Raw genomic sequence first — 17,246 nt, forward strand, 5'->3', positions numbered from 1 at the left:
ATTCCGTCAGAGAGACAGCATGAAAGTCATCATTTGCGGCGCAGGGCAGGTGGGTTACGGCATCGCCGAGCAATTGTCGCGGGAAGATAACGAAGTATCGGTCATCGACACCGCCGCGTCGCTGATTACCGCCATAACCGAAACGCTGGATGTGCGCGGTTATGTGGGTCATGGCGCGCATCCCGACATGCTGGCCAAAGCCGGCGCCGATCAGGCCGATATGATCATTGCCGTGACGTTGCATGACGAGATCAATATCGTCGCCTGCGAGGTGGCGCATGCGCTGTTCAGTGTGCCGACCAAAATCGCCCGCATCCGCGATCAGAGCTATCTGAAGCCGGAATATGCCGATCTCTTCAGCCGCGAGAACATGTCCATCGATGTCACGATTTCGCCTGAAGTCGAAGTCGGCAAGATGGTGTTGCGGCGTATCGCTTTTCCAGGCGCAACCGACGTCGTGCGGTTCGCGGAAGACACGATCTACATGCTGGCCATCGAATGCATGGAAGATTGTCCTGTCATCAACACGCCGCTGCAGCAGCTCTCCAACCTCTTTCCCGATCTCATTGCCACGGTAGTAGGCGTTTACCGGGATGGTATCCTCAAGGTGGCGCATTCTTCGGAACAGCTGCGGGTAGGTGACCTTGCCTACGTCATCTGTCAACGCCAGCATGCGCGCCGCACCCTGAGCCTCTTCGGCCATGAGGAGCAGGAAGCGCAGCGCATCGTGATTGCGGGCGCTGGCAATATAGGCCACTTCGTCGCACACAAGATTGAGGAGATGCAGCCGAAAACGCGGGTGAAGATCATCGAGGCGGACCGCGACAGAGCGGTTGCCGCATCCGAACAGCTTCGCAATACCATTGTCATGCATGGCTCGGCGCTCGACCAGAAAATCCTGATGCAGGCCGATATTCAGGATGCCGATCTGATCGTTACGCTCACTAATAACGACCAGACCAATATTCTGGCCGGCGTGATCGCCAAACAGCTTGGCTGCAAATCGAATCTTGCGCTGCTGAACAGCACCTCGTTCCATGATGTCGCCCGCTCGCTCGGGCTCGATGCCTATATCAACCCCCGCGCGGTCACGATCTCCCGCGTGCTTCAGCATGTGCGCAAAGGCCGTATACGCTCGGTCTACGCTGTCCAGCGTGGTTCGGCGGAGGTGATCGAGGCGGAAGCGTTGGAAACATCGCCGCTGGTAGGGCAGGCGTTTCGCGATATCGATATGCCCGACGGCGTGCGCATCGGCGCGATATATCGCGACGGTGTTGTGATCCGGCCGGATGGCAGCACGAAGATCAGGGCGAAAGACCGGGTGGTGCTATTCGCATCGGCCGACGCGGTGCGGGACGTGGAACAACTTTTCCGTGTTTCGATACAATATTTTTGACTGTCCCGAATTGAAAATGCGGGTCAATACTCGTACTGCTGAAGCCGTTTTCGCCGTTGCGGAACGGAACGTGATTTGATACCAGAGTTTGAGGCCAGCCAAGCGGGGGACAAGACTCGGCCGGCTTATTATTGATTGATTATTTTCCGGTATCCCTGCCGGCAAAAAAGAAAGAAGCGGCGCTATGGCGGAACGTTCTCAAAACCTTCAGGATCTCTTCCTCAATACCGTTCGTAAGCAGAAGATTTCGCTCACGATTTTCCTGATCAACGGCGTCAAGCTGACGGGCGTTGTCACCTCCTTCGACAATTTCTGCGTGCTTTTGCGCCGTGATGGTCATTCGCAGCTGGTTTACAAGCATGCGATCTCCACCATCATGCCCGGCCAGCCCATGCAGATGTTCGAGAGCGAAGAAGGCGCAGCCTGATCAGGCTCCCTTAACGTTATTTTCGACAGAGGCTGACCCGAATCGGAACATTTCCGGGCGCGTCAGGTTAATCTCCATGGCCGTCCGCACGGATGCGGTCGGCCGAAACATTCTTTCTGGATAAGGCCGAGCCCATTTCAACACGCGACACCTCGAACGAATCGATCATTCCGGAGCAGGAAAAGCGCCGCGACGACATGCGCGCGGTGGTTATTGTTCCCGTCCTCAAGCAGCAGCGCGAAAGCCGTGATGCGGCGGCAGCTCCTGCAGTTCCCGGCCGCTCTGTCGAAGCCAAGCTGGAGGAGGCGAAGGGGCTGGCGCTTGCCATCGATCTCGTGGTGACCCAGGGGCTCGTCGTGCCGGTCAACCAGCCGCGTCCCGCAACCCTGTTCGGAACCGGCAAGATCGACGAAATAGGCCATCTTCTCGATGAAACAGACTCGGGCCTGGTGATTGTCGACCATCCCTTGACGCCGGTGCAGCAGCGCAATCTCGAAAAGCAGTGGAATGCCAAGGTCATCGACCGCACGGGTCTCATCCTTGAAATCTTCGGCCGCCGCGCCTCCACCAAGGAAGGCACGCTGCAGGTCGATCTCGCGCATCTGAACTACCAGAAGGGACGCCTCGTCAGAAGCTGGACCCACCTTGAACGCCAGCGCGGTGGTGCGGGTTTCATGGGTGGTCCGGGTGAAACCCAGATCGAGGCCGACAGACGGTTGCTGCAGGATCGCATCGTCAAGCTCGAGAAGGAGCTGGAGCAGGTGGTACGCACGCGCCAGCTGCACCGTGCCAAGCGCCGCAAGGTACCGCATCCGATCGTGGCTCTGGTTGGTTACACCAACGCCGGCAAATCCACGCTGTTCAACCGTATTACCGGCGCGGGTGTTCTGGCGGAGGACATGCTGTTCGCCACACTCGATCCAACCTTGCGCCGCATGAAACTGCCGCATGGCCGAACTGTCATCCTGTCGGATACGGTGGGCTTCATTTCCGACCTGCCGACACATCTTGTCGCCGCTTTCCGCGCAACGCTGGAAGAGGTACTTGAAGCCGATCTCGTTCTGCATGTGCGTGACATGTCCGATCCTGATAATGCTGCCCAGTCTGCGGATGTGCTGCGCATTCTCGGCGATCTCGGTATCGACGAGAAGGAAGCGGAAAAGCGCATCATCGAGGTCTGGAACAAGGTCGACCGTCTGGAGCCGGAAGCGCACGACGCGATCATGCAGCGTGCCGAAGGTCGCTCGGATATACGCGCCGTTTCCGCAATCACGGGCGAGGGTGTCGATGCCCTGATGGATGAGATTTCAAAACGCCTGTCCGGTGTGCTGACGGAAACGACCGTGATGCTTTCCGTCGAACAACTGCCGCTGATCTCCTGGGTCTACAGCAACGCCATCGTTGACGGTCGTGAAGATCACGAGGACGGATCGGTTGCGCTGGATGTGCGCCTGTCGGAAGCGCAGGCTGTCGAACTCGAACGGAAACTCGGAAAGACGGCCGTTCGCGAGCGGGAAGACTGGGAGCGCTGAGAGGAATGCGAGGATTGCCCCGCATTCAACGTCATCCACGATCAGAGTGAAACCGTATCAAGCGAACGCTCGATCCGTTTCGCTGCCTGCCACAAATCTTCCATCCTCTCGAGGCTTGCCTCTTTCAAGGTTTCACCGTTGTCGGTGAGAGACGTCTCGATGTGATTGAAACGCCTGCGGAATTTCGTATTGGTGCCGCGCAGAGCGTTTTCCGGATCGGCTTTGACGTGACGGCCGATATTGACGAGGGCGAAGATCAGATCGCCGAGTTCATCGGAGACTTTCTCCGGCTTTCCTTCCGCCAGCGCTTCGCGAAGTTCTGCGATTTCCTCCTCGATCTTGTCGAGGATGGGAGCTGGGTCCGACCAGTCGAAACCGACGCGGGCAGCCTGTTGCTGCAGCTTCAAAGCTTCCGTCAGCGCCGGCTGGCTGCGCTGAATACCGCCCAGAAAACCGGCCTTGAAGTCTTCGGTGATACCGCGGCGCGCGCGGCGCTCTGCCCTTTCGCGCTTTTCCTCGGCTTTGATCTGGTCCCATTGCAGCTTGACGCTGTCAGGCGTATTGGCCTCGGAGACGTCGAAGACATGCGGATGGCGGCGGATCATCTTCGAGGTTACGGCGTGCACCACGTCACCAAAGGCGAATTCACCCCTTTCCTCGGCGATGCGGGCGTGGAAAACCACCTGCAGGAGAAGATCGCCCAGTTCTTCGCAAAGATCGTCCATATCCTTGCGCTCAATGGCGTCGGCAACCTCATAGGCCTCTTCGATCGTATAGGGCTTGATCGTCTCGAAGGTCTGCACGACATCCCAGGGGCAGCCGGTTTCCGGCTGTCGCAGCGCTTCCATGATCTCGATCAGGCGGTAAATATCCTTCGAGGCTTCCATCGTGTCTAAACCTTCGTTTTTAGTTTTACGCATTGCCCGGACGGAAACCCGGTACGTATTATTCTTTCTGGAATTGCTCTAATTCAGCGGAATATCGTTGTCGCTCTTGGATGATTGGTAAGTGGTGGAGAGATCGTCATATGCGGCCTTGATGCGGGCCGTCTGGTCCTTCAGTTTGCTTTTAAGCGGATCGTCTTCGGCTTCCACCAGATCAGCGATGAAGAAAGAGTTCCAGAAGGCATTGTTGCGGCGATATCCACCCGGCTCCAGCCCAAAGACTTCTTTCAGGATTTTCAGGTCATGCGGGATTGCGAAAGCGTCGCGCGAATCCTCGTGGCTGAAGAAGGAATAGAAGTTGTCGAAGCCGGCCCAGGTGATGGCGGACATGCACATGGTACAGGGTTCGTGGGTGGAGAGGAAAATCAGGTCTTTTGTATTCGGCTTTTCGCCCAACTCGTAGAACCGCTTCAACGTATGCACTTCGCCATGCCACAGCGGATTTTCCAGCTCATTATTGGTCTCCGCAACGACAAGCGAAAGGTCTGATTTGCGCAGGATCGCGGCTCCGAAAACCTTGTTGCCGAGGCTGACGCCACGGGCTGTCAAGGGCAGGATATCGTGTTCGATGACATCGAGGAGGCGGGCGGCGAGCAACTGGCTGGTCAAGGGTCTGATCCTTCGTGCCGCTTTCGGGAAAGCGGTTTTCGCATGGAGAAATCGACAGGTGATTGTCATTCCTTGTTCGGCGTGGGTACCCGCTTTGTCAAGGGATTCTGAGGGGATTTTACGGCTACGCCGAGGCTCGAAAAATCAATGCCGGTTTGTTTTCCTCCAAAACCGGGGTCTTCGAGAAATAAAAATCCAGGTGTCGGAACGGCTTGAATTTCTGTTTCTTCAATCTTGCGCCGCAATGCGGGATATATGTCCAATGCACAACGAACATGATTTTTCCACTGCTGGCGACCGCCTTTCAACCTTCCCCGCTTTCTTCCGGGTCGAGGGCAGGCAGGTTGCCGTTTTCGGAAATGGTGACGAAGCCTTCGCGAAGGTAAGGCTGCTTGCCAATACCAACGCCCATATCGTTGCCTATGCCGATCAGCCGGAAGCGGATTTTTCGCGTTATATCAGCGAAAACCATGTAGATCACCGTGCCCAAGCTTTCGCCAGCCCGTTGGTTGACGGCGCCACCTTGGTCTTCGCAGCAACGGGCGATGAAGCGCTGGATCGCGAGATCGTCTCTGTCGCGCGCGCGAAGAAAATACCTGCCAATGCAGTGGATCAGCCGGCGTTCTGCGACTTTTTCACCCCGGCGCTTGTCACCCGCGCGCCCCTCGCCATTGCCATCGGCACGGAAGGGGCAGGGCCTGTTCTCGCCCAGATGATCCGCGCCCGCATTGACCAGATGCTGTCGCCGTCGCTCGGCAAGCTCGCACGCCTCGCCGTGCAATATCGCGATGCGGCAGAGGAAAACGTGCCCAAAGGCGCCCTGCGGCGCAATTTCTGGCGGCGCTTTTTCTCCGGTGCTGTTGCGGATGCAGTTGCGATTGGCGATACGCCGTCTGCCCGTCAGGCGGTTGACCGTCTGCTGCAGTCACCAGAACGCAGCGAAGGCCGTGTCTGGCTGGTTGGCGCCGGCCCCGGCGCGGAAGATTTGTTGACGTTGCGCGCACAGCGCGTGCTGATGGAAGCCGATGTGATCGTTTATGACGCTCTGGTGCCGCAGGCGATTGTCGATATGGGTCGCCGCGACGCCGAAAGGCTCTCCGTCGGCAAACGCAAGGGCTGCCACAGCAAGTCGCAGAATGACATCAATCGCCTGCTGGTCCGTCTCGGCCAGGAAGGCAAGCGTGTCGTGCGCCTCAAATCCGGTGATCCTCTGGTCTATGGCCGGGCTGGCGAGGAAATGGCGGCGCTGCGCGAAGCCGGCATCGCTTACGAGATCGTACCTGGCATCACCTCCGCCTTTGCCGCGGCTGCGGATTTCGAATTGCCGCTGACCCTGCGCGGTGTCGCGTCCTCGCTGATCTTCACCACCGGCCACGATCTGACCGGCGACGTCCTGCCGGACTGGGCGCGTCTTGCGGTCTCCGGCGCGACGATTGCCGTCTATATGGGCCGCAGCGTTGCCGCATCGGTGGCCAAGCGGCTCATCGATGCGGGATTGGGCGTCGAAACCACCGTCGCCGTTATCGAAAATGCCAGCCGCGCGGATCGCCGCCTGCTGCATGGCACATTAAACGATCTTCCCGACCTCGAACATCGCGATGAGTTGACCGGTCCGGTCATGGTCATTATCGGCGATGCGGTGGCGGGCGCCAATTTCGACAGATCCGAGGCGCTTGCGCTTGCCGTCAAGCCAGCAAGCCTCAAACGGGAGTATGTGAATGGTTGACAAGGTTTTGACCGCCAATCGCCTGAGCGACGGCATTGCCGTCTGGCTCGACGCCAATGGCGAATGGACCGAGGCGCTGCAGGATGCGATCGTCGCTCGCCATGCGGAGGCCGTGGCCTCGCTTGAGGAAATCGGCAAGCGTGATTTTTCCGCCAACAAGGTCGTTGACGTCAATATCATCGATGTCGTTGAAGAGAACGGCAAGCTTTGGCCGACGCGGCTTCGCGAACGCATCCGCGCCGCCGGCCCGACCATGCAATATGCCACCGGCTACAAGCCGGCCGATGCAGCATTCATCGCAGTCTGAGGAAGAATATGTACCGTTACGACGAGTTCGATCACGCATTTGTTGAAGGCCGCGTGGCGCAGTTTCGCGATCAGGTCGAGCGCCGGCTGTCCGGCGAGCTGGCCGAGGACGCATTCAAGCCGCTGCGCCTGATGAATGGTGTCTATCTTCAGCTGCACGCCTATATGCTGCGCGTCGCCATTCCCTACGGTACGCTGAATTCCAAACAGATGCGGATGCTGGCGCATATCGCCCGCAAATATGACCGTGGTTATGGCCACTTCACCACCCGCCAGAACATCCAGTACAACTGGCCGCGCCTGTCGGACACGCCGGATATCCTTTCCGAACTGGCGAGTGTGGAAATGCACGCGCTGCAGACCTCGGGCAATTGCATTCGCAACGTCACCGCCGACCATTTTGCCGGTGCTGCCGCAGACGAAGTCGCCGATCCGCGTCCCTATGCGGAAATCCTGCGTCAATGGTCTTCGGTGCATCCCGAGTTCTCGTTCCTGCCGCGCAAGTTCAAGATCGCTGTCACGGGCGCCGAGCGCGACCGCGCGGCCATTCAGGTCCACGATATCGGCCTGCATCTGAAAAAGAACGACAAGGGCGAAATCGGTTTTGCCGTTTATGTCGGCGGCGGGCAGGGCCGTACGCCGATGATCGCCAAGAAGATCCGCGACTTCCTGCCCGAAGAGGACCTTCTGTCCTACACCACCGCTGTCATGCGCGTTTATAACCTGCATGGCCGCCGCGACAACAAATACAAGGCGCGCATCAAGATCCTCGTGCATGAGACCGGCGCGGAAGAACTTGCTCGCCAGGTCGAGGTGGAATTCGCCGAGTTGAAAAACACCGAGTTGAAGCTGCCTGATGCCGATATCGCTGCCATCACTTCGTATTTCGCACCTCCGGCGCTGAAGGACCGGCCGGAAGGCTGGGAAAGCCTGGCGCGCTGGAAGCGGGCCGATGAAGGTTTTGCGCGTTTCGTCGAGCAGAACGTCGCGCCGCACAAGCATCCCGATTACGGTATGGTGACGATTTCGCTGAAGCCGATCGGCGGCATTCCGGGCGATGCGACCGACGAGCAGATGGAACTGGTCGCCGATATCGCCGCGGAATACGCCTTCGACGAAATCCGCATCAGCCACGAGCAGAACATCATTTTGCCGCATGTGGCGCTGGCCGATCTGGAACCAGTCTATCGTGCGCTTGTAGGCGCGGGCCTTGCGACCGCCAATGCCGGGCTGATCACCGATATCATTGCCTGTCCCGGGCTGGACTATTGCGCGCTTGCCAATGCGCGCTCCATTCCGTTGGCGCAGGAGATTTCCACCCGTTTTGGCTCTCATGAACGCCAATTGGAAATCGGCGAACTGAAGATCAAGATTTCGGGCTGCATCAATGCCTGCGGCCATCACCATGTCGGCCATATCGGCCTCTTGGGCGTGGAAAAGAAGGGTGCGGAACTCTACCAGATCACGCTTGGCGGATCGGGCGACGAAAACACCTCGATCGGTGAGATCATCGGTCGCGGTTTCGAGCCGGAAAAAGTGACCGACGCGGTGGAAACCATCGTCGATACCTATCTGGGCCTGCGCCTTTCGAAGGAAGAGAACTTCCTCGAAGCCTATCGCCGTGTCGGACCGCAGCCGTTCAAGGACGCGCTCTACGGTTCCGCCGCCGAAGCCGCCTGAGGAGATGGACATGACGAAAATCTGGAACCGCGACGGCTTCGTGGACAATGATCAGTGGGTGATTGAAACGGAAGAGGTGAAGGCAACAGGCGAGCAGAAGCCGATGCTTTCACTTGCCGATTTCCTTGTTCGCGCCGCTGAAAGCAACGATATCGGCCTCGGCGTGTTGATTTCGCCGGCTGATAACGTCATCCGGCTCGAGCCTTATCTCGATCGTATCGACCTTGTCGCGGTTAGCTTCCCGGCCTTCAATGACGGTCGTGGTTTCAGCCACGCTTCGCTGCTGCGCAGCCGCCTTGGTTTTGCCGGCGAGGTGAGGGCGGTCGGCGATGTGCTGATCGACCAGGTGCCGCTGATGCTGCGCACCGGCTTTACCAGCTTTGCGGTGACGAACGAGACGGCAATCCGCCGTCTGTCCGAAAATCGTCTGCCGGAAATCCCGGTCTATTACCAGCCGACGGCCAGGCCGGCGGCGGGCGGTGAGGCCTATAGCTGGCGCCGGCGTGCGTCGGCGTGACACGTTGCGCGGAAATATGATTTTTTGATACATATTTCCTGAGCACATAGCAGTTGTGACATTCTCATACCTTCAAACCGCGGTAAAAATGGTATAATTGCCGGGTCGTAGAATGTCGCTTACCGAATGAGAATGGACGGAACCTGATAATGAACGCGCCAGCCAAGACGGAAGATTTCGCGATCAAGATACCTGATGGTGTTTACGCCGAGACGGTTTTGTCGGTGGAGCACTATACGGATCACCTGTTCCGTTTCCGCATGACGCGTCCTGCCGGCTTCCGTTTCCGTTCCGGCGAGTTCGCCATGATCGGCCTGATGGTTGGCGAAAAGCCGATCTACCGCGCCTATTCCATCGCCAGCCCCGCCTGGGACGAGGAACTGGAGTTCTTCTCTATCAAGGTTCCGGACGGCCCGCTGACCTCGCATCTTCAGGCGATCAAGCCCGGTGACACGGTTTTGATGCGCAAGAAGCCGACAGGGACGCTGGTTCTGGACGCGCTGACACCAGGCCGACGGCTTTACATGTTCTCGACCGGAACCGGCATCGCGCCTTTCGCGAGCCTGATCCGCGACCCGGAGACCTATGAGAAGTTCGAAGAGGTCATCCTCACCCACACCTGCCGTGACGTGGCCGAGCTGAAATACGGTTTCGATCTGGTCGAAGAAATCCGCAACCACGAATTCCTGAACGAGATCGTCGGCGACAAGCTCAAGCACTATGCGACGGTGACCCGTGAGGATTATCCCTTCAAGGGCCGTATCACCACGCTGATCGAAAACGGCAAGCTGTTTGCCGATCTCGGTGTACCGGCACTCGATCCTGCCATTGATCGCGGCATGATCTGCGGTTCCTCGGCAATGTTGAAGGACACCAAGGAACTGCTTGAGAAGGCTGGCCTCACCGAAGGCGCCAACAACAAGCCCGCCGAATTCGTGATCGAGCGCGCTTTCGTTGGCTGAACGCATAACAGACTAAGAGATTTCAGGAGGCCGTCAGGCCTCCTTTTTGTTTGTGCACTTCATTGCCGCTATTGGGAAACGGCGTCTTCATCCTGCTTTGGCGCGATTTCGTTGCGATAGAGAAGGAAAAGTCCGATGGCGATTGCCGCAATGCCGCCGCCGACAAGATGCGATAGCGAATAACCGCCCTTCGTCACCAGCCAGCCTGCAACGACATTGCTGAATGACGCGCCGATGCCCTGAACCATCATAACACTGGCAAGACCTACATTAAAACGGCCGGTTCCCTTCAATATCCTTTCCACGGCGACGGGTGTGACAATGCCGAGCAGCCCGGCGCCAACCCCATCAAGAAACTGCACCGGAAAGATGACCCAGAAGTCCGTGAAGGCCGAAGCGAGAAGGCCACGTATGGGCAGGGCGATGAGCGCGACGATAAACACGGTCGAAAGACCGAAACGGCGTATCAGCCACGGCGCCATGGCGGCGACGAAAATCATCGCGAATTGTGCGACGCCGGTAATGATCGCGGTGGTGCGGAAAGGAGTCTGCAGTTCGATCGCGAAATCTTGCGCAATCAACCGACCCATCGGCGCGTTGCCGAAGTGGAAGACGAGTAGAATGATGGCGAGAAAGATCAACCCGCGTTCGTGCAGCAGCACCCTGAAGCCTGAGGGACCAGGCTCTCCCTTGTCTTCGCCAAGGCCACGCGCAACCTTGTGATCGATTCTATCGGGATCGATAGCCGCCGTCGCGAGCAGAGCGCCCGCGGCGGTCAGCAGCATCAGACCGATGATCCCATTCATGCCAAAGAAAGTGACAACCACATAAGTCGCGAAAAGCGACGCGAAGTTACCGCCGTGGTTCCAGAACTCGTTGCGTGAAATCTGATGGGAAAACAGGCGCTCACCCACAAGGCCAAGTGTGAGGCCGGCAAGCGCCGGGCCGATCACGGCGCCAACTACTGCCGTCATGATCTGGCCGGTCCAGACGATCCAAACATCCGGGAAGATCAGTGTGATCAGTGCTCCGACGGTTACGAGCACGACTGGAATGGCAATCAACGTTCGTTTCCACGTCGTGCCATCCACCAGCGCGCCGCAGAGCGGTGTGGCAAGCAGACCGACGAGGCCGCCGACCGTGGCGATCATGCCCAGCGAAAGCGAGGACCAGCCCTTTGTCGCCAGAAACGCGTCCAGAAACGGCCCGAGACCGTCTCGGGCATCGGCGAGAAAAAAGTTCAGTGTTGCAAGGGCAAAAAGCGTGCGGTCTGAGATACCCCCGCTCCGAGGCAACCCACTGGAGGGAAGGCCACCGGGTGGTGCCGAAGCGCCGATAGTCGTCATGAAATATGCTCCGAAAAATATGAAAGAATGAATAGGAATTGATCGAGGCTGGCTAGAAACATCTGTGCCCGTATTTGGTTGCATTGGCACGACATCAACACGAATCCCAAATATTTTTGGCTGTCGCGGCATAGGCTGGAGGAACGTTTGACGGCACCGGTGAGTTAGTCTTCGTGGAAAACCGGATACTCGCCATGACGATCAATATGAAGATTAAGGCTATCGCAGTTTTATTTTCGGCCGGATTGCTCGGCACGCAAACCGCACATGCGGATGAAAGCGCGTTCCTCTCATCGCTGAAAGGCACATGGGCGGGCAAGGGAACCGTGATCACCCGGATTGGCACGCCGCCGATTAATGTGAGTTGTACGCTGAATTCCAATGCGGGGGCATCGTCGCTCAATATGTCCGGCACGTGCCGCGGCCTTCTTGTGGTCAGGCGCGCAATCGCGGCCGATCTCTCCGAGAAGGGCGGACGCTACAGTGGCGCTTACACCGGCCCTTCCGGCCGGCCATCAGCGCTTTCCGGCACAAGGAAGGGAAACGCCATCAACCTGACGGTGCGATGGAACCGCGACATCAACGGCGATCGTACTGCCGCCATGACCATTGAAAAGGTTGGAACCAACGGCCTGCGCCTGCGCACCACCGATAAGGATGGCAGGACCGGCAAGACGGTGGTGACAAGCGACATCCGGCTGGTGCGCTGACGAGCGGCCGCAAGGCAGCACGCGGCTGGTCAGCTGAATTCAAGCAGCAATGGGCAATGATCCGAGACTTCCGGCTGTCTCACGACATTGAAGTGATCGACCTTCACGGCCGGATTGACCAGCAGGTAATCCGCATATCTGTTCGGCTTGGCATAATGCGACGTTCGCGTATCGGCAAAACCGCGGGTCGTGACGAGCTCGACAAGATTGAGCTCGTTCAACAAATCAAAGGTCGCGCTGTGAGGCAGAACATTGAAATCGCCACAGACAATGACCCGGTCGCCATCCTGGGCGATATTCTTGACGAGTTGGACAAGCCGTTTTGCCTGTTCCAGCCTGGCAGGCGTATCGTGCTTGCCTTCGAGGTCGCGCAATCCATGCATGTGGGCAATGACGACAGGCTGACCGCTCGTGAAGTCGAAAACCCTGATGGCGTGGGCCGTGCGTGATCGCGGATGATCGCCATATCCGTCAGCCGAAAACACGCCGTGTACGAAGCCCTGCGCCTGCGCAATAATGGCTAGGGATTTGCGAACGAAGGTCGCAAGCCCCCATTGGGAAGGATATCGTGTCTCGCCATGCCAGAGGTCGCCCTGCGCCGCCGGGCAGAATATCGCCACATGATCCGGCAAGGCCTCTGTGACGTCGCGGAAGAAGTTCGCCCGCTGCGGCAGTTCTATGCCATGATCGCGATAGCTCAGCCAGTCCTCCAGGGCGGCCGGCGTGTGTACCACCTCCTGAAGGCATAAAATATCCGGGTCGGACGAGGCGATATAGGGAACGATCTCGTCGTGAAGCTTTCCACCCCAACCATTCAGGCAAATCAGGCGCATTTACACTCCACCGCCGCAGGGTTGCATAATCCCGTTTAGCATAGAACCGATGGCGATCAATCATGTCTCACCATTTTGGGATGTGGAGGCGCTATCGCATGAAATGATAAGGCCCGGATATTTCCGGGCCTATGATGCGGGTTCAAGACGAATGTCTCATTCGGCCATCTTGTGTCATGCGGCCCTGATTACATCTTCGGCAGCAACACCTTGTCGATGACATGAATGACGCCATTGGATTGCTTGACGTCGGCAATGGTGACGTGAGCAACCGTACCATTCTCATCCGTCAATGTAATTTTGCCCTTGCTTTCCTTGGCCTTCAGCACACAGCCGCCAACAGTCTTCACGTCATGTTCGCCTTTGTCGTCCTTGATCATTTTTTCGATGGCAGGTGACAGTGCATTGGCGGCAACCACATGACAGGTCAGCACTTTGACCAGCTTCTCCTTGTTCTCCGGCTTCAGAAGATCGTCGACCGCGCCCTTCGGAAGGGCCGCGAAAGCTTCGTTGGTCGGCGCGAAGACCGTAAACGGGCCTTTGCCCTGAAGCGTTTCGACAAGACCCGCGGCCTTCACCGCTGCGACGAGGGTGGTGTGGTCCTTCGAGTTCACTGCGTTTTCAACGATGTTCTTGTTCTCGAACATCGCGGCGCCGCCAACTTTGGGGTTCGCCGCATAAGCAGAAACCATGCCGATGGAAAGAGCAGCAGCCAGTGTCAGGGCGCGAACAGAAACTTTGTGCATCATTATTCCTCCTTGGTGACATTCAAAGCCCCGAAAGGAAGCCCTTCCAGCGGCCGCTATCGGTCATCCGTAGCGACACAAGAGACGGAGGTTTGCGCCGCCAAGTTTCAATCAAGCGAGGAAAAATGATAAATATTTGATTTTTATAGTGTTTATCTGCGTGCGTATCAGAGCCGACATGCAGGCGCCCAGCGATTTTAGATTGCCCGCCGGTGGCAACAGCCATTGCTGATATAAAAAAAGCCCGGATCGATCCGGGCTTTTGTCTTGAGCAAAGCGTAACTTACTCAGCCGCTTCGGCGTAAGCCTCCATCGGCGGGCAGGTGCAAATGAGGTTGCGGTCACCATAGACGTTGTCGATACGGTTGACCGGCGACCAGTATTTGTCGATGCGGAATGCGCCGGGCGGGAAGCAGCCTTTTTCGCGGCTGTAGGGACGATCCCATTCGCCGACGAGGTCTTCCACCGTGTGCGGCGCGTTCTTCAACGGATTGTTGGTCTTGTCCGCGCGGCCTTCCTCAATGTCGCGGGCTTCCTCGCGGATGGCCAGCATGGCGTCGCAGAAACGGTCGATTTCCGCCTTGGTCTCGGATTCCGTCGGCTCGATCATCAGCGTGCCAGCCACCGGCCAGCTCATGGTCGGCGCGTGGAAACCGCAGTCGATGAGGCGTTTGGCGACATCGTCCACCGTCACGCCGCAGCTGTCTGCCAGCGGGCGGGTATCGATGATGCACTCATGCGCCACGCGGCCGGTTTCGGACTTATAGAGCACGTCGTACGCACCCTTCAGCCGCTCAGCGATATAGTTGGCGTTGAGGATCGCCACCTTGGTCGCCTGCGTCAGCCCTTCGCCGCCCATCATCAGGCAATAGCTCCAGGAAATCGGCAGGATCGATGGCGAACCAAAAGGAGCGGCAGACACCGCACCCTCGCGTCCGTCCGTCGCCGGATGACCGGGAAGATAGGGAGCCAGATGCGCCTTGACACCGATCGGTCCCATGCCGGGGCCACCGCCGCCATGCGGAATGCAGAAGGTCTTGTGCAGGTTGAGATGCGAAACGTCCGAACCGATATCGCCGGGGCGGGCGAGACCGACCATGGCGTTCATGTTGGCGCCGTCCAGATAGACCTGCCCGCCATGCTTGTGGGTGATCTCGCAAATCTCGCGAACCGTCTCCTCGAACACGCCGTGGGTGGACGGATAGGTGATCATGCAGCACGAAAGGTTTTCCGCATACTGCTCTGCTTTTGCACGGAAATCATCGATATCGATGTCACCGTTGTCCCGCACCTTCACCGGCACAACCTTCATGCCGACCATCTGTGCCGAGGCAGGGTTAGTGCCATGCGCCGAGGTTGGAATGAGGCAGACATCGCGATGTGTGCCGCCATTGGCAAGGTGGTAGTTGCGGATGGTCAGAAGCCCGGCATACTCGCCCTGCGCGCCGGAATTCGGCTGCATGGAGAAGGCATCGTAACCGGTGACCGAGCACAGCTTTTCGGAGAGATCGTCGATCATCTCCTTGTAACCGAGCGCTTGATTGGCCGGCACGAAGGGATGGATGTCGGAAAATTCCGGCCAGGTGATCGGCAGCATTTCCGCTGTCGCATTCAGTTTCATGGTGCAGGAACCGAGCGGGATCATCGAGCGGTCGAGCGCCAGATCACGATCCGATAGGCGGCGGATGTAACGGGTCATCTCGCTTTCGGCACGGTTCATGTGGAAAATCGGATGCGTCATGTACTGGCTGGTGCGCAGCAGTTCCTTCGGCAGGCGATATTCCGGCTCGAAATCCGAGATCGAGAAATTGCCGCCGAAAGCACGCCAGACGGCCTCAAGCGTTGCCGGGCGCGTGCGCTCGTCAAGGCTCATGCCAATTTTGGTCGCGCCGACCTTGCGCAGGTTCACACCTTCCGCAACAGCCGAACGCAGGATGACACCCTGCATGTGACCGACTTCGACGGTGATCGTATCGAAGAAGGTCTCCGGCTCGATGACGTAGCCAAGTTTCTCCAGACCCTTGGCCATCAGAACGGCCTTCTGGTGGGTCTGCTGGGCAATCGCCTTGATGCCCTGCGGGCCGTGGAAGACGCCGTACATCGAGGCCATGACGGCCAGCAGCACCTGCGCGGTGCAGATGTTCGACGTCGCCTTTTCGCGGCGGATATGCTGTTCGCGTGTCTGCAGCGACAGGCGATAGGCGCGATTGCCGCGCGCATCGACCGAGACACCGACCAGACGGCCGGGCATGGAGCGCTTATGCGCATCCTTGACGGCCATGTAAGCCGCATGCGGGCCACCGTAACCGACCGGAACGCCGAAACGCTGCGAGGTGCCGATGGCGATATCCGCGCCCATTTCACCGGGTGACTTCAACAGCGTCAGGGCCAGAAGATCGGCGGCGACGGCGGCAATCGCGCCGGTCTGGTGCAGGCGGGAAATCAGGCCGGAGAAATCGCTGACATGGCCATGCGTGCCCGGATACTGGAAGATCGCGCCGAACACGTCGACAGGATCGAGATCGGTGAAGGGATTGCCGACGATCACTTTCCAGCCGAGCGGGGCCGCACGCGTCTCGATCAGCGCGATAGTCTGCGGGTGGCAATTGGCGTCCACGAAGAAGGTGGTCGCCTTGGACTTGGCGACGCGCTGGCACATCGCCATGGCTTCGGCGGCAGCTGTCGCTTCATCAAGCAGCGAGGCGTTGGCGACGTCGAGGCCGGTCAGATCGCAGACCATGGTCTGGTAGTTCAGCAGCGCCTCAAGGCGGCCCTGGCTGATTTCCGGCTGATAGGGCGTATAGGCCGTGTACCAGGCCGGGTTTTCCAGAATATTGCGCTGGATGACCGGCGGCGTGATCGTGCCGTAATAGCCCTGACCTATCAGCGAAGTCAGGACCTGGTTCTTGTTGGCCGTTTCACGAAGACGATCCAGCGCCTCGCGTTCCGTCAAGGCTGCACCCCAGGTCAGCGGCACTTTCTGACGGATGGAGGAGGGGACGGTGGCGTCGATGAGCGCGTCAAGGCTCTTATAGCCAACGACTTTCAGCATCTCGGCCATTTCCGACGGCGACGGCCCGATGTGACGCCGGTTGGCGAAATCATAGGGCTGATAGTCGGTGAAATGGAATTCGGTGGGCGTCGTCATTACGCGATCAGCTCCTTATAGGCTGCTTCATCGAGCAGCGTCTCGGCATCGGCCGGATTGGAGAGTTTCAGCTTGAAGAACCAGCCAGCGCCCTGCGGATCGGAATTGACCAGCGAGGGATCATCAACGATCGCCTGGTTGATTTCCACCACTTCGCCGTCCAGCGGACAATAGACGTCGGAAGCCGCCTTGACGGATTCAACGGTCGCAGCATCGCCATCCTTGGAGAAGGTGGCGCCCACTTCCGGCAGTTCGACGAAAACGAGATCGCCAAGCTGTTCAGCGGCGTGGCTGGTGATGCCAACGGTGGCGATATCGCCTTCGAACTTCAGCCATTCGTGTTCTGCGGTAAATTTCAGCATCG

General features: G+C 58.4%; 16 protein-coding genes. 9 read left to right on the top strand and 7 right to left on the bottom strand.

Translation table 11 applies throughout. The features are described from left to right. Nucleotides 1-19 precede the first annotated feature (19 nt). The 3 genes from trkA to hflX all read left to right on the top strand — a co-directional run bounded on the left by trkA (nt 20) and on the right by hflX (nt 3,355). On the top strand, nt 20-1,396 hold the full coding sequence (gene trkA, locus ACFVTJ_RS09990) for a Trk system potassium transporter TrkA (protein WP_386906792.1): 1,377 nt from the start codon (nt 20-22) through the stop codon (nt 1,394-1,396). A 184-nt stretch (nt 1,397-1,580) separates the two neighbouring features. After that, a complete protein-coding gene (gene hfq / locus ACFVTJ_RS09995) occupies nt 1,581-1,823 on the top strand; it encodes an RNA chaperone Hfq (protein WP_003496145.1) in 243 nt (80 codons plus the stop codon). Nucleotides 1,824-1,915: 92 nt separating this feature from the next. Then, entirely contained in the window at nt 1,916-3,355 is a 1,440-nt protein-coding gene (gene hflX, locus ACFVTJ_RS10000) for a GTPase HflX (RefSeq protein ID WP_386906795.1), read from the top strand. Between the two features lie 41 nt (nt 3,356-3,396). Here the strand turns inward: hflX and mazG are convergent, their stop codons facing one another. Beyond that, nucleotides 3,397-4,242: a nucleoside triphosphate pyrophosphohydrolase gene (mazG, locus tag ACFVTJ_RS10005; RefSeq protein WP_386906797.1), complete on the bottom strand. Its 846-nt coding sequence runs from the start codon at nt 4,240-4,242 to the stop codon at nt 3,397-3,399. Between the two features lie 78 nt (nt 4,243-4,320). After that, nucleotides 4,321-4,908: a deaminase gene (locus ACFVTJ_RS10010; RefSeq protein WP_386906799.1), complete on the bottom strand. Its 588-nt coding sequence runs from the start codon at nt 4,906-4,908 to the stop codon at nt 4,321-4,323. A gap of 262 nt (nt 4,909-5,170) precedes the next feature. Here ACFVTJ_RS10010 and cysG point away from each other — a divergent pair, with 262 nt between their 5' ends. The 5 genes from cysG (at nt 5,171) to ACFVTJ_RS10035 (ending at nt 10,099) form a co-directional block, all read left to right on the top strand. After that, nucleotides 5,171-6,634, top strand: a complete 1,464-nt coding sequence (gene cysG / locus ACFVTJ_RS10015) for a siroheme synthase CysG (protein ID WP_386906801.1) — start codon at nt 5,171-5,173, stop codon at nt 6,632-6,634. Further along, nucleotides 6,627-6,941 carry a DUF2849 domain-containing protein gene (locus ACFVTJ_RS10020; protein WP_386906803.1) on the top strand — a complete coding sequence of 105 codons (315 nt, stop codon included), beginning with the start codon at nt 6,627-6,629 and terminating at the stop codon, nt 6,939-6,941. The genes cysG and ACFVTJ_RS10020 overlap by 8 nt, the downstream gene beginning before the upstream one ends. Nucleotides 6,942-6,949: 8 nt before the next feature. Next, the gene (locus tag ACFVTJ_RS10025) at nt 6,950-8,620 is read left to right on the top strand and encodes a nitrite/sulfite reductase (protein ID WP_386906805.1); all 1,671 of its coding nucleotides are present in this window, start codon (nt 6,950-6,952) and stop codon (nt 8,618-8,620) included. 10 nt (nt 8,621-8,630) lie between these two features. Further along, nucleotides 8,631-9,137, top strand: coding sequence for a DUF934 domain-containing protein (locus ACFVTJ_RS10030; RefSeq protein WP_386906807.1), 507 nt, complete (start codon nt 8,631-8,633; stop codon nt 9,135-9,137). 149 nt (nt 9,138-9,286) lie between these two features. After that, a complete protein-coding gene (locus tag ACFVTJ_RS10035; RefSeq protein WP_386906809.1) occupies nt 9,287-10,099 on the top strand; it encodes a ferredoxin--NADP reductase in 813 nt (270 codons plus the stop codon). A gap of 68 nt (nt 10,100-10,167) precedes the next feature. Here ACFVTJ_RS10035 and ACFVTJ_RS10040 read toward each other — a convergent pair whose 3' ends face one another. After that, nucleotides 10,168-11,445: an MFS transporter gene (locus tag ACFVTJ_RS10040; protein ID WP_386906811.1), complete on the bottom strand. Its 1,278-nt coding sequence runs from the start codon at nt 11,443-11,445 to the stop codon at nt 10,168-10,170. 206 nt (nt 11,446-11,651) lie between these two features. On the opposite strand from ACFVTJ_RS10040, the gene ACFVTJ_RS10045 reads away from it, so the two are divergent. Next, on the top strand, nt 11,652-12,155 hold the full coding sequence (locus tag ACFVTJ_RS10045; RefSeq protein ID WP_386906948.1) for a hypothetical protein: 504 nt from the start codon (nt 11,652-11,654) through the stop codon (nt 12,153-12,155). A gap of 29 nt (nt 12,156-12,184) precedes the next feature. On the opposite strand, the gene ACFVTJ_RS10050 is transcribed toward ACFVTJ_RS10045, so the two are convergent. From ACFVTJ_RS10050 to gcvH, 4 genes are all read right to left on the bottom strand, one after another. Further along, nucleotides 12,185-12,988, bottom strand: coding sequence for an endonuclease/exonuclease/phosphatase family protein (locus tag ACFVTJ_RS10050; RefSeq protein WP_386906813.1), 804 nt, complete (start codon nt 12,986-12,988; stop codon nt 12,185-12,187). 188 nt (nt 12,989-13,176) lie between these two features. After that, on the bottom strand, nt 13,177-13,734 hold the full coding sequence (locus ACFVTJ_RS10055; RefSeq protein WP_035238354.1) for a fasciclin domain-containing protein: 558 nt from the start codon (nt 13,732-13,734) through the stop codon (nt 13,177-13,179). A gap of 283 nt (nt 13,735-14,017) precedes the next feature. Beyond that, nucleotides 14,018-16,882 carry an aminomethyl-transferring glycine dehydrogenase gene (gene gcvP / locus ACFVTJ_RS10060; protein WP_386906814.1) on the bottom strand — a complete coding sequence of 955 codons (2,865 nt, stop codon included), beginning with the start codon at nt 16,880-16,882 and terminating at the stop codon, nt 14,018-14,020. Then, the gene (gene gcvH, locus ACFVTJ_RS10065) at nt 16,882-17,244 is read right to left on the bottom strand and encodes a glycine cleavage system protein GcvH (protein ID WP_065655405.1); all 363 of its coding nucleotides are present in this window, start codon (nt 17,242-17,244) and stop codon (nt 16,882-16,884) included. Before gcvH ends, gcvP begins: the two co-directional genes overlap by 1 nt. Nucleotides 17,245-17,246: the final 2 nt, after the last annotated feature.

This window comes from Agrobacterium sp. NPDC058088, from assembly GCF_042885035.1.
Lineage (GTDB): Bacteria > Pseudomonadota > Alphaproteobacteria > Rhizobiales > Rhizobiaceae > Agrobacterium.

Excerpts from the sequence above, each read along its gene's own strand:
- mazG (WP_386906797.1), bottom strand. The coding sequence starts at position 4,242 with ATGGAAGCCTCGAAGGATATTTACCGCCTGATCGAGATCATGGAAGCG.
- ACFVTJ_RS10035 (WP_386906809.1), top strand. The coding sequence starts at position 9,287 with ATGAACGCGCCAGCCAAGACGGAAGATTTCGCGATCAAGATACCTGAT.
- ACFVTJ_RS10030 (WP_386906807.1), top strand. The coding sequence starts at position 8,631 with ATGACGAAAATCTGGAACCGCGACGGCTTCGTGGACAATGATCAGTGG.
- hfq (WP_003496145.1), top strand. The coding sequence starts at position 1,581 with ATGGCGGAACGTTCTCAAAACCTTCAGGATCTCTTCCTCAATACCGTT.
- ACFVTJ_RS10020 (WP_386906803.1), top strand. The coding sequence starts at position 6,627 with ATGGTTGACAAGGTTTTGACCGCCAATCGCCTGAGCGACGGCATTGCC.
- ACFVTJ_RS10025 (WP_386906805.1), top strand. The coding sequence starts at position 6,950 with ATGTACCGTTACGACGAGTTCGATCACGCATTTGTTGAAGGCCGCGTG.
- ACFVTJ_RS10050 (WP_386906813.1), bottom strand. The coding sequence starts at position 12,988 with ATGCGCCTGATTTGCCTGAATGGTTGGGGTGGAAAGCTTCACGACGAG.
- ACFVTJ_RS10055 (WP_035238354.1), bottom strand. The coding sequence starts at position 13,734 with ATGCACAAAGTTTCTGTTCGCGCCCTGACACTGGCTGCTGCTCTTTCC.
- cysG (WP_386906801.1), top strand. The coding sequence starts at position 5,171 with ATGCACAACGAACATGATTTTTCCACTGCTGGCGACCGCCTTTCAACC.
- ACFVTJ_RS10045 (WP_386906948.1), top strand. The coding sequence starts at position 11,652 with ATGAAGATTAAGGCTATCGCAGTTTTATTTTCGGCCGGATTGCTCGGC.
- hflX (WP_386906795.1), top strand. The coding sequence starts at position 1,916 with ATGCGGTCGGCCGAAACATTCTTTCTGGATAAGGCCGAGCCCATTTCA.
- trkA (WP_386906792.1), top strand. The coding sequence starts at position 20 with ATGAAAGTCATCATTTGCGGCGCAGGGCAGGTGGGTTACGGCATCGCC.
- gcvH (WP_065655405.1), bottom strand. The coding sequence starts at position 17,244 with ATGCTGAAATTTACCGCAGAACACGAATGGCTGAAGTTCGAAGGCGAT.
- ACFVTJ_RS10040 (WP_386906811.1), bottom strand. The coding sequence starts at position 11,445 with ATGACGACTATCGGCGCTTCGGCACCACCCGGTGGCCTTCCCTCCAGT.
- gcvP (WP_386906814.1), bottom strand. The coding sequence starts at position 16,882 with ATGACGACGCCCACCGAATTCCATTTCACCGACTATCAGCCCTATGAT.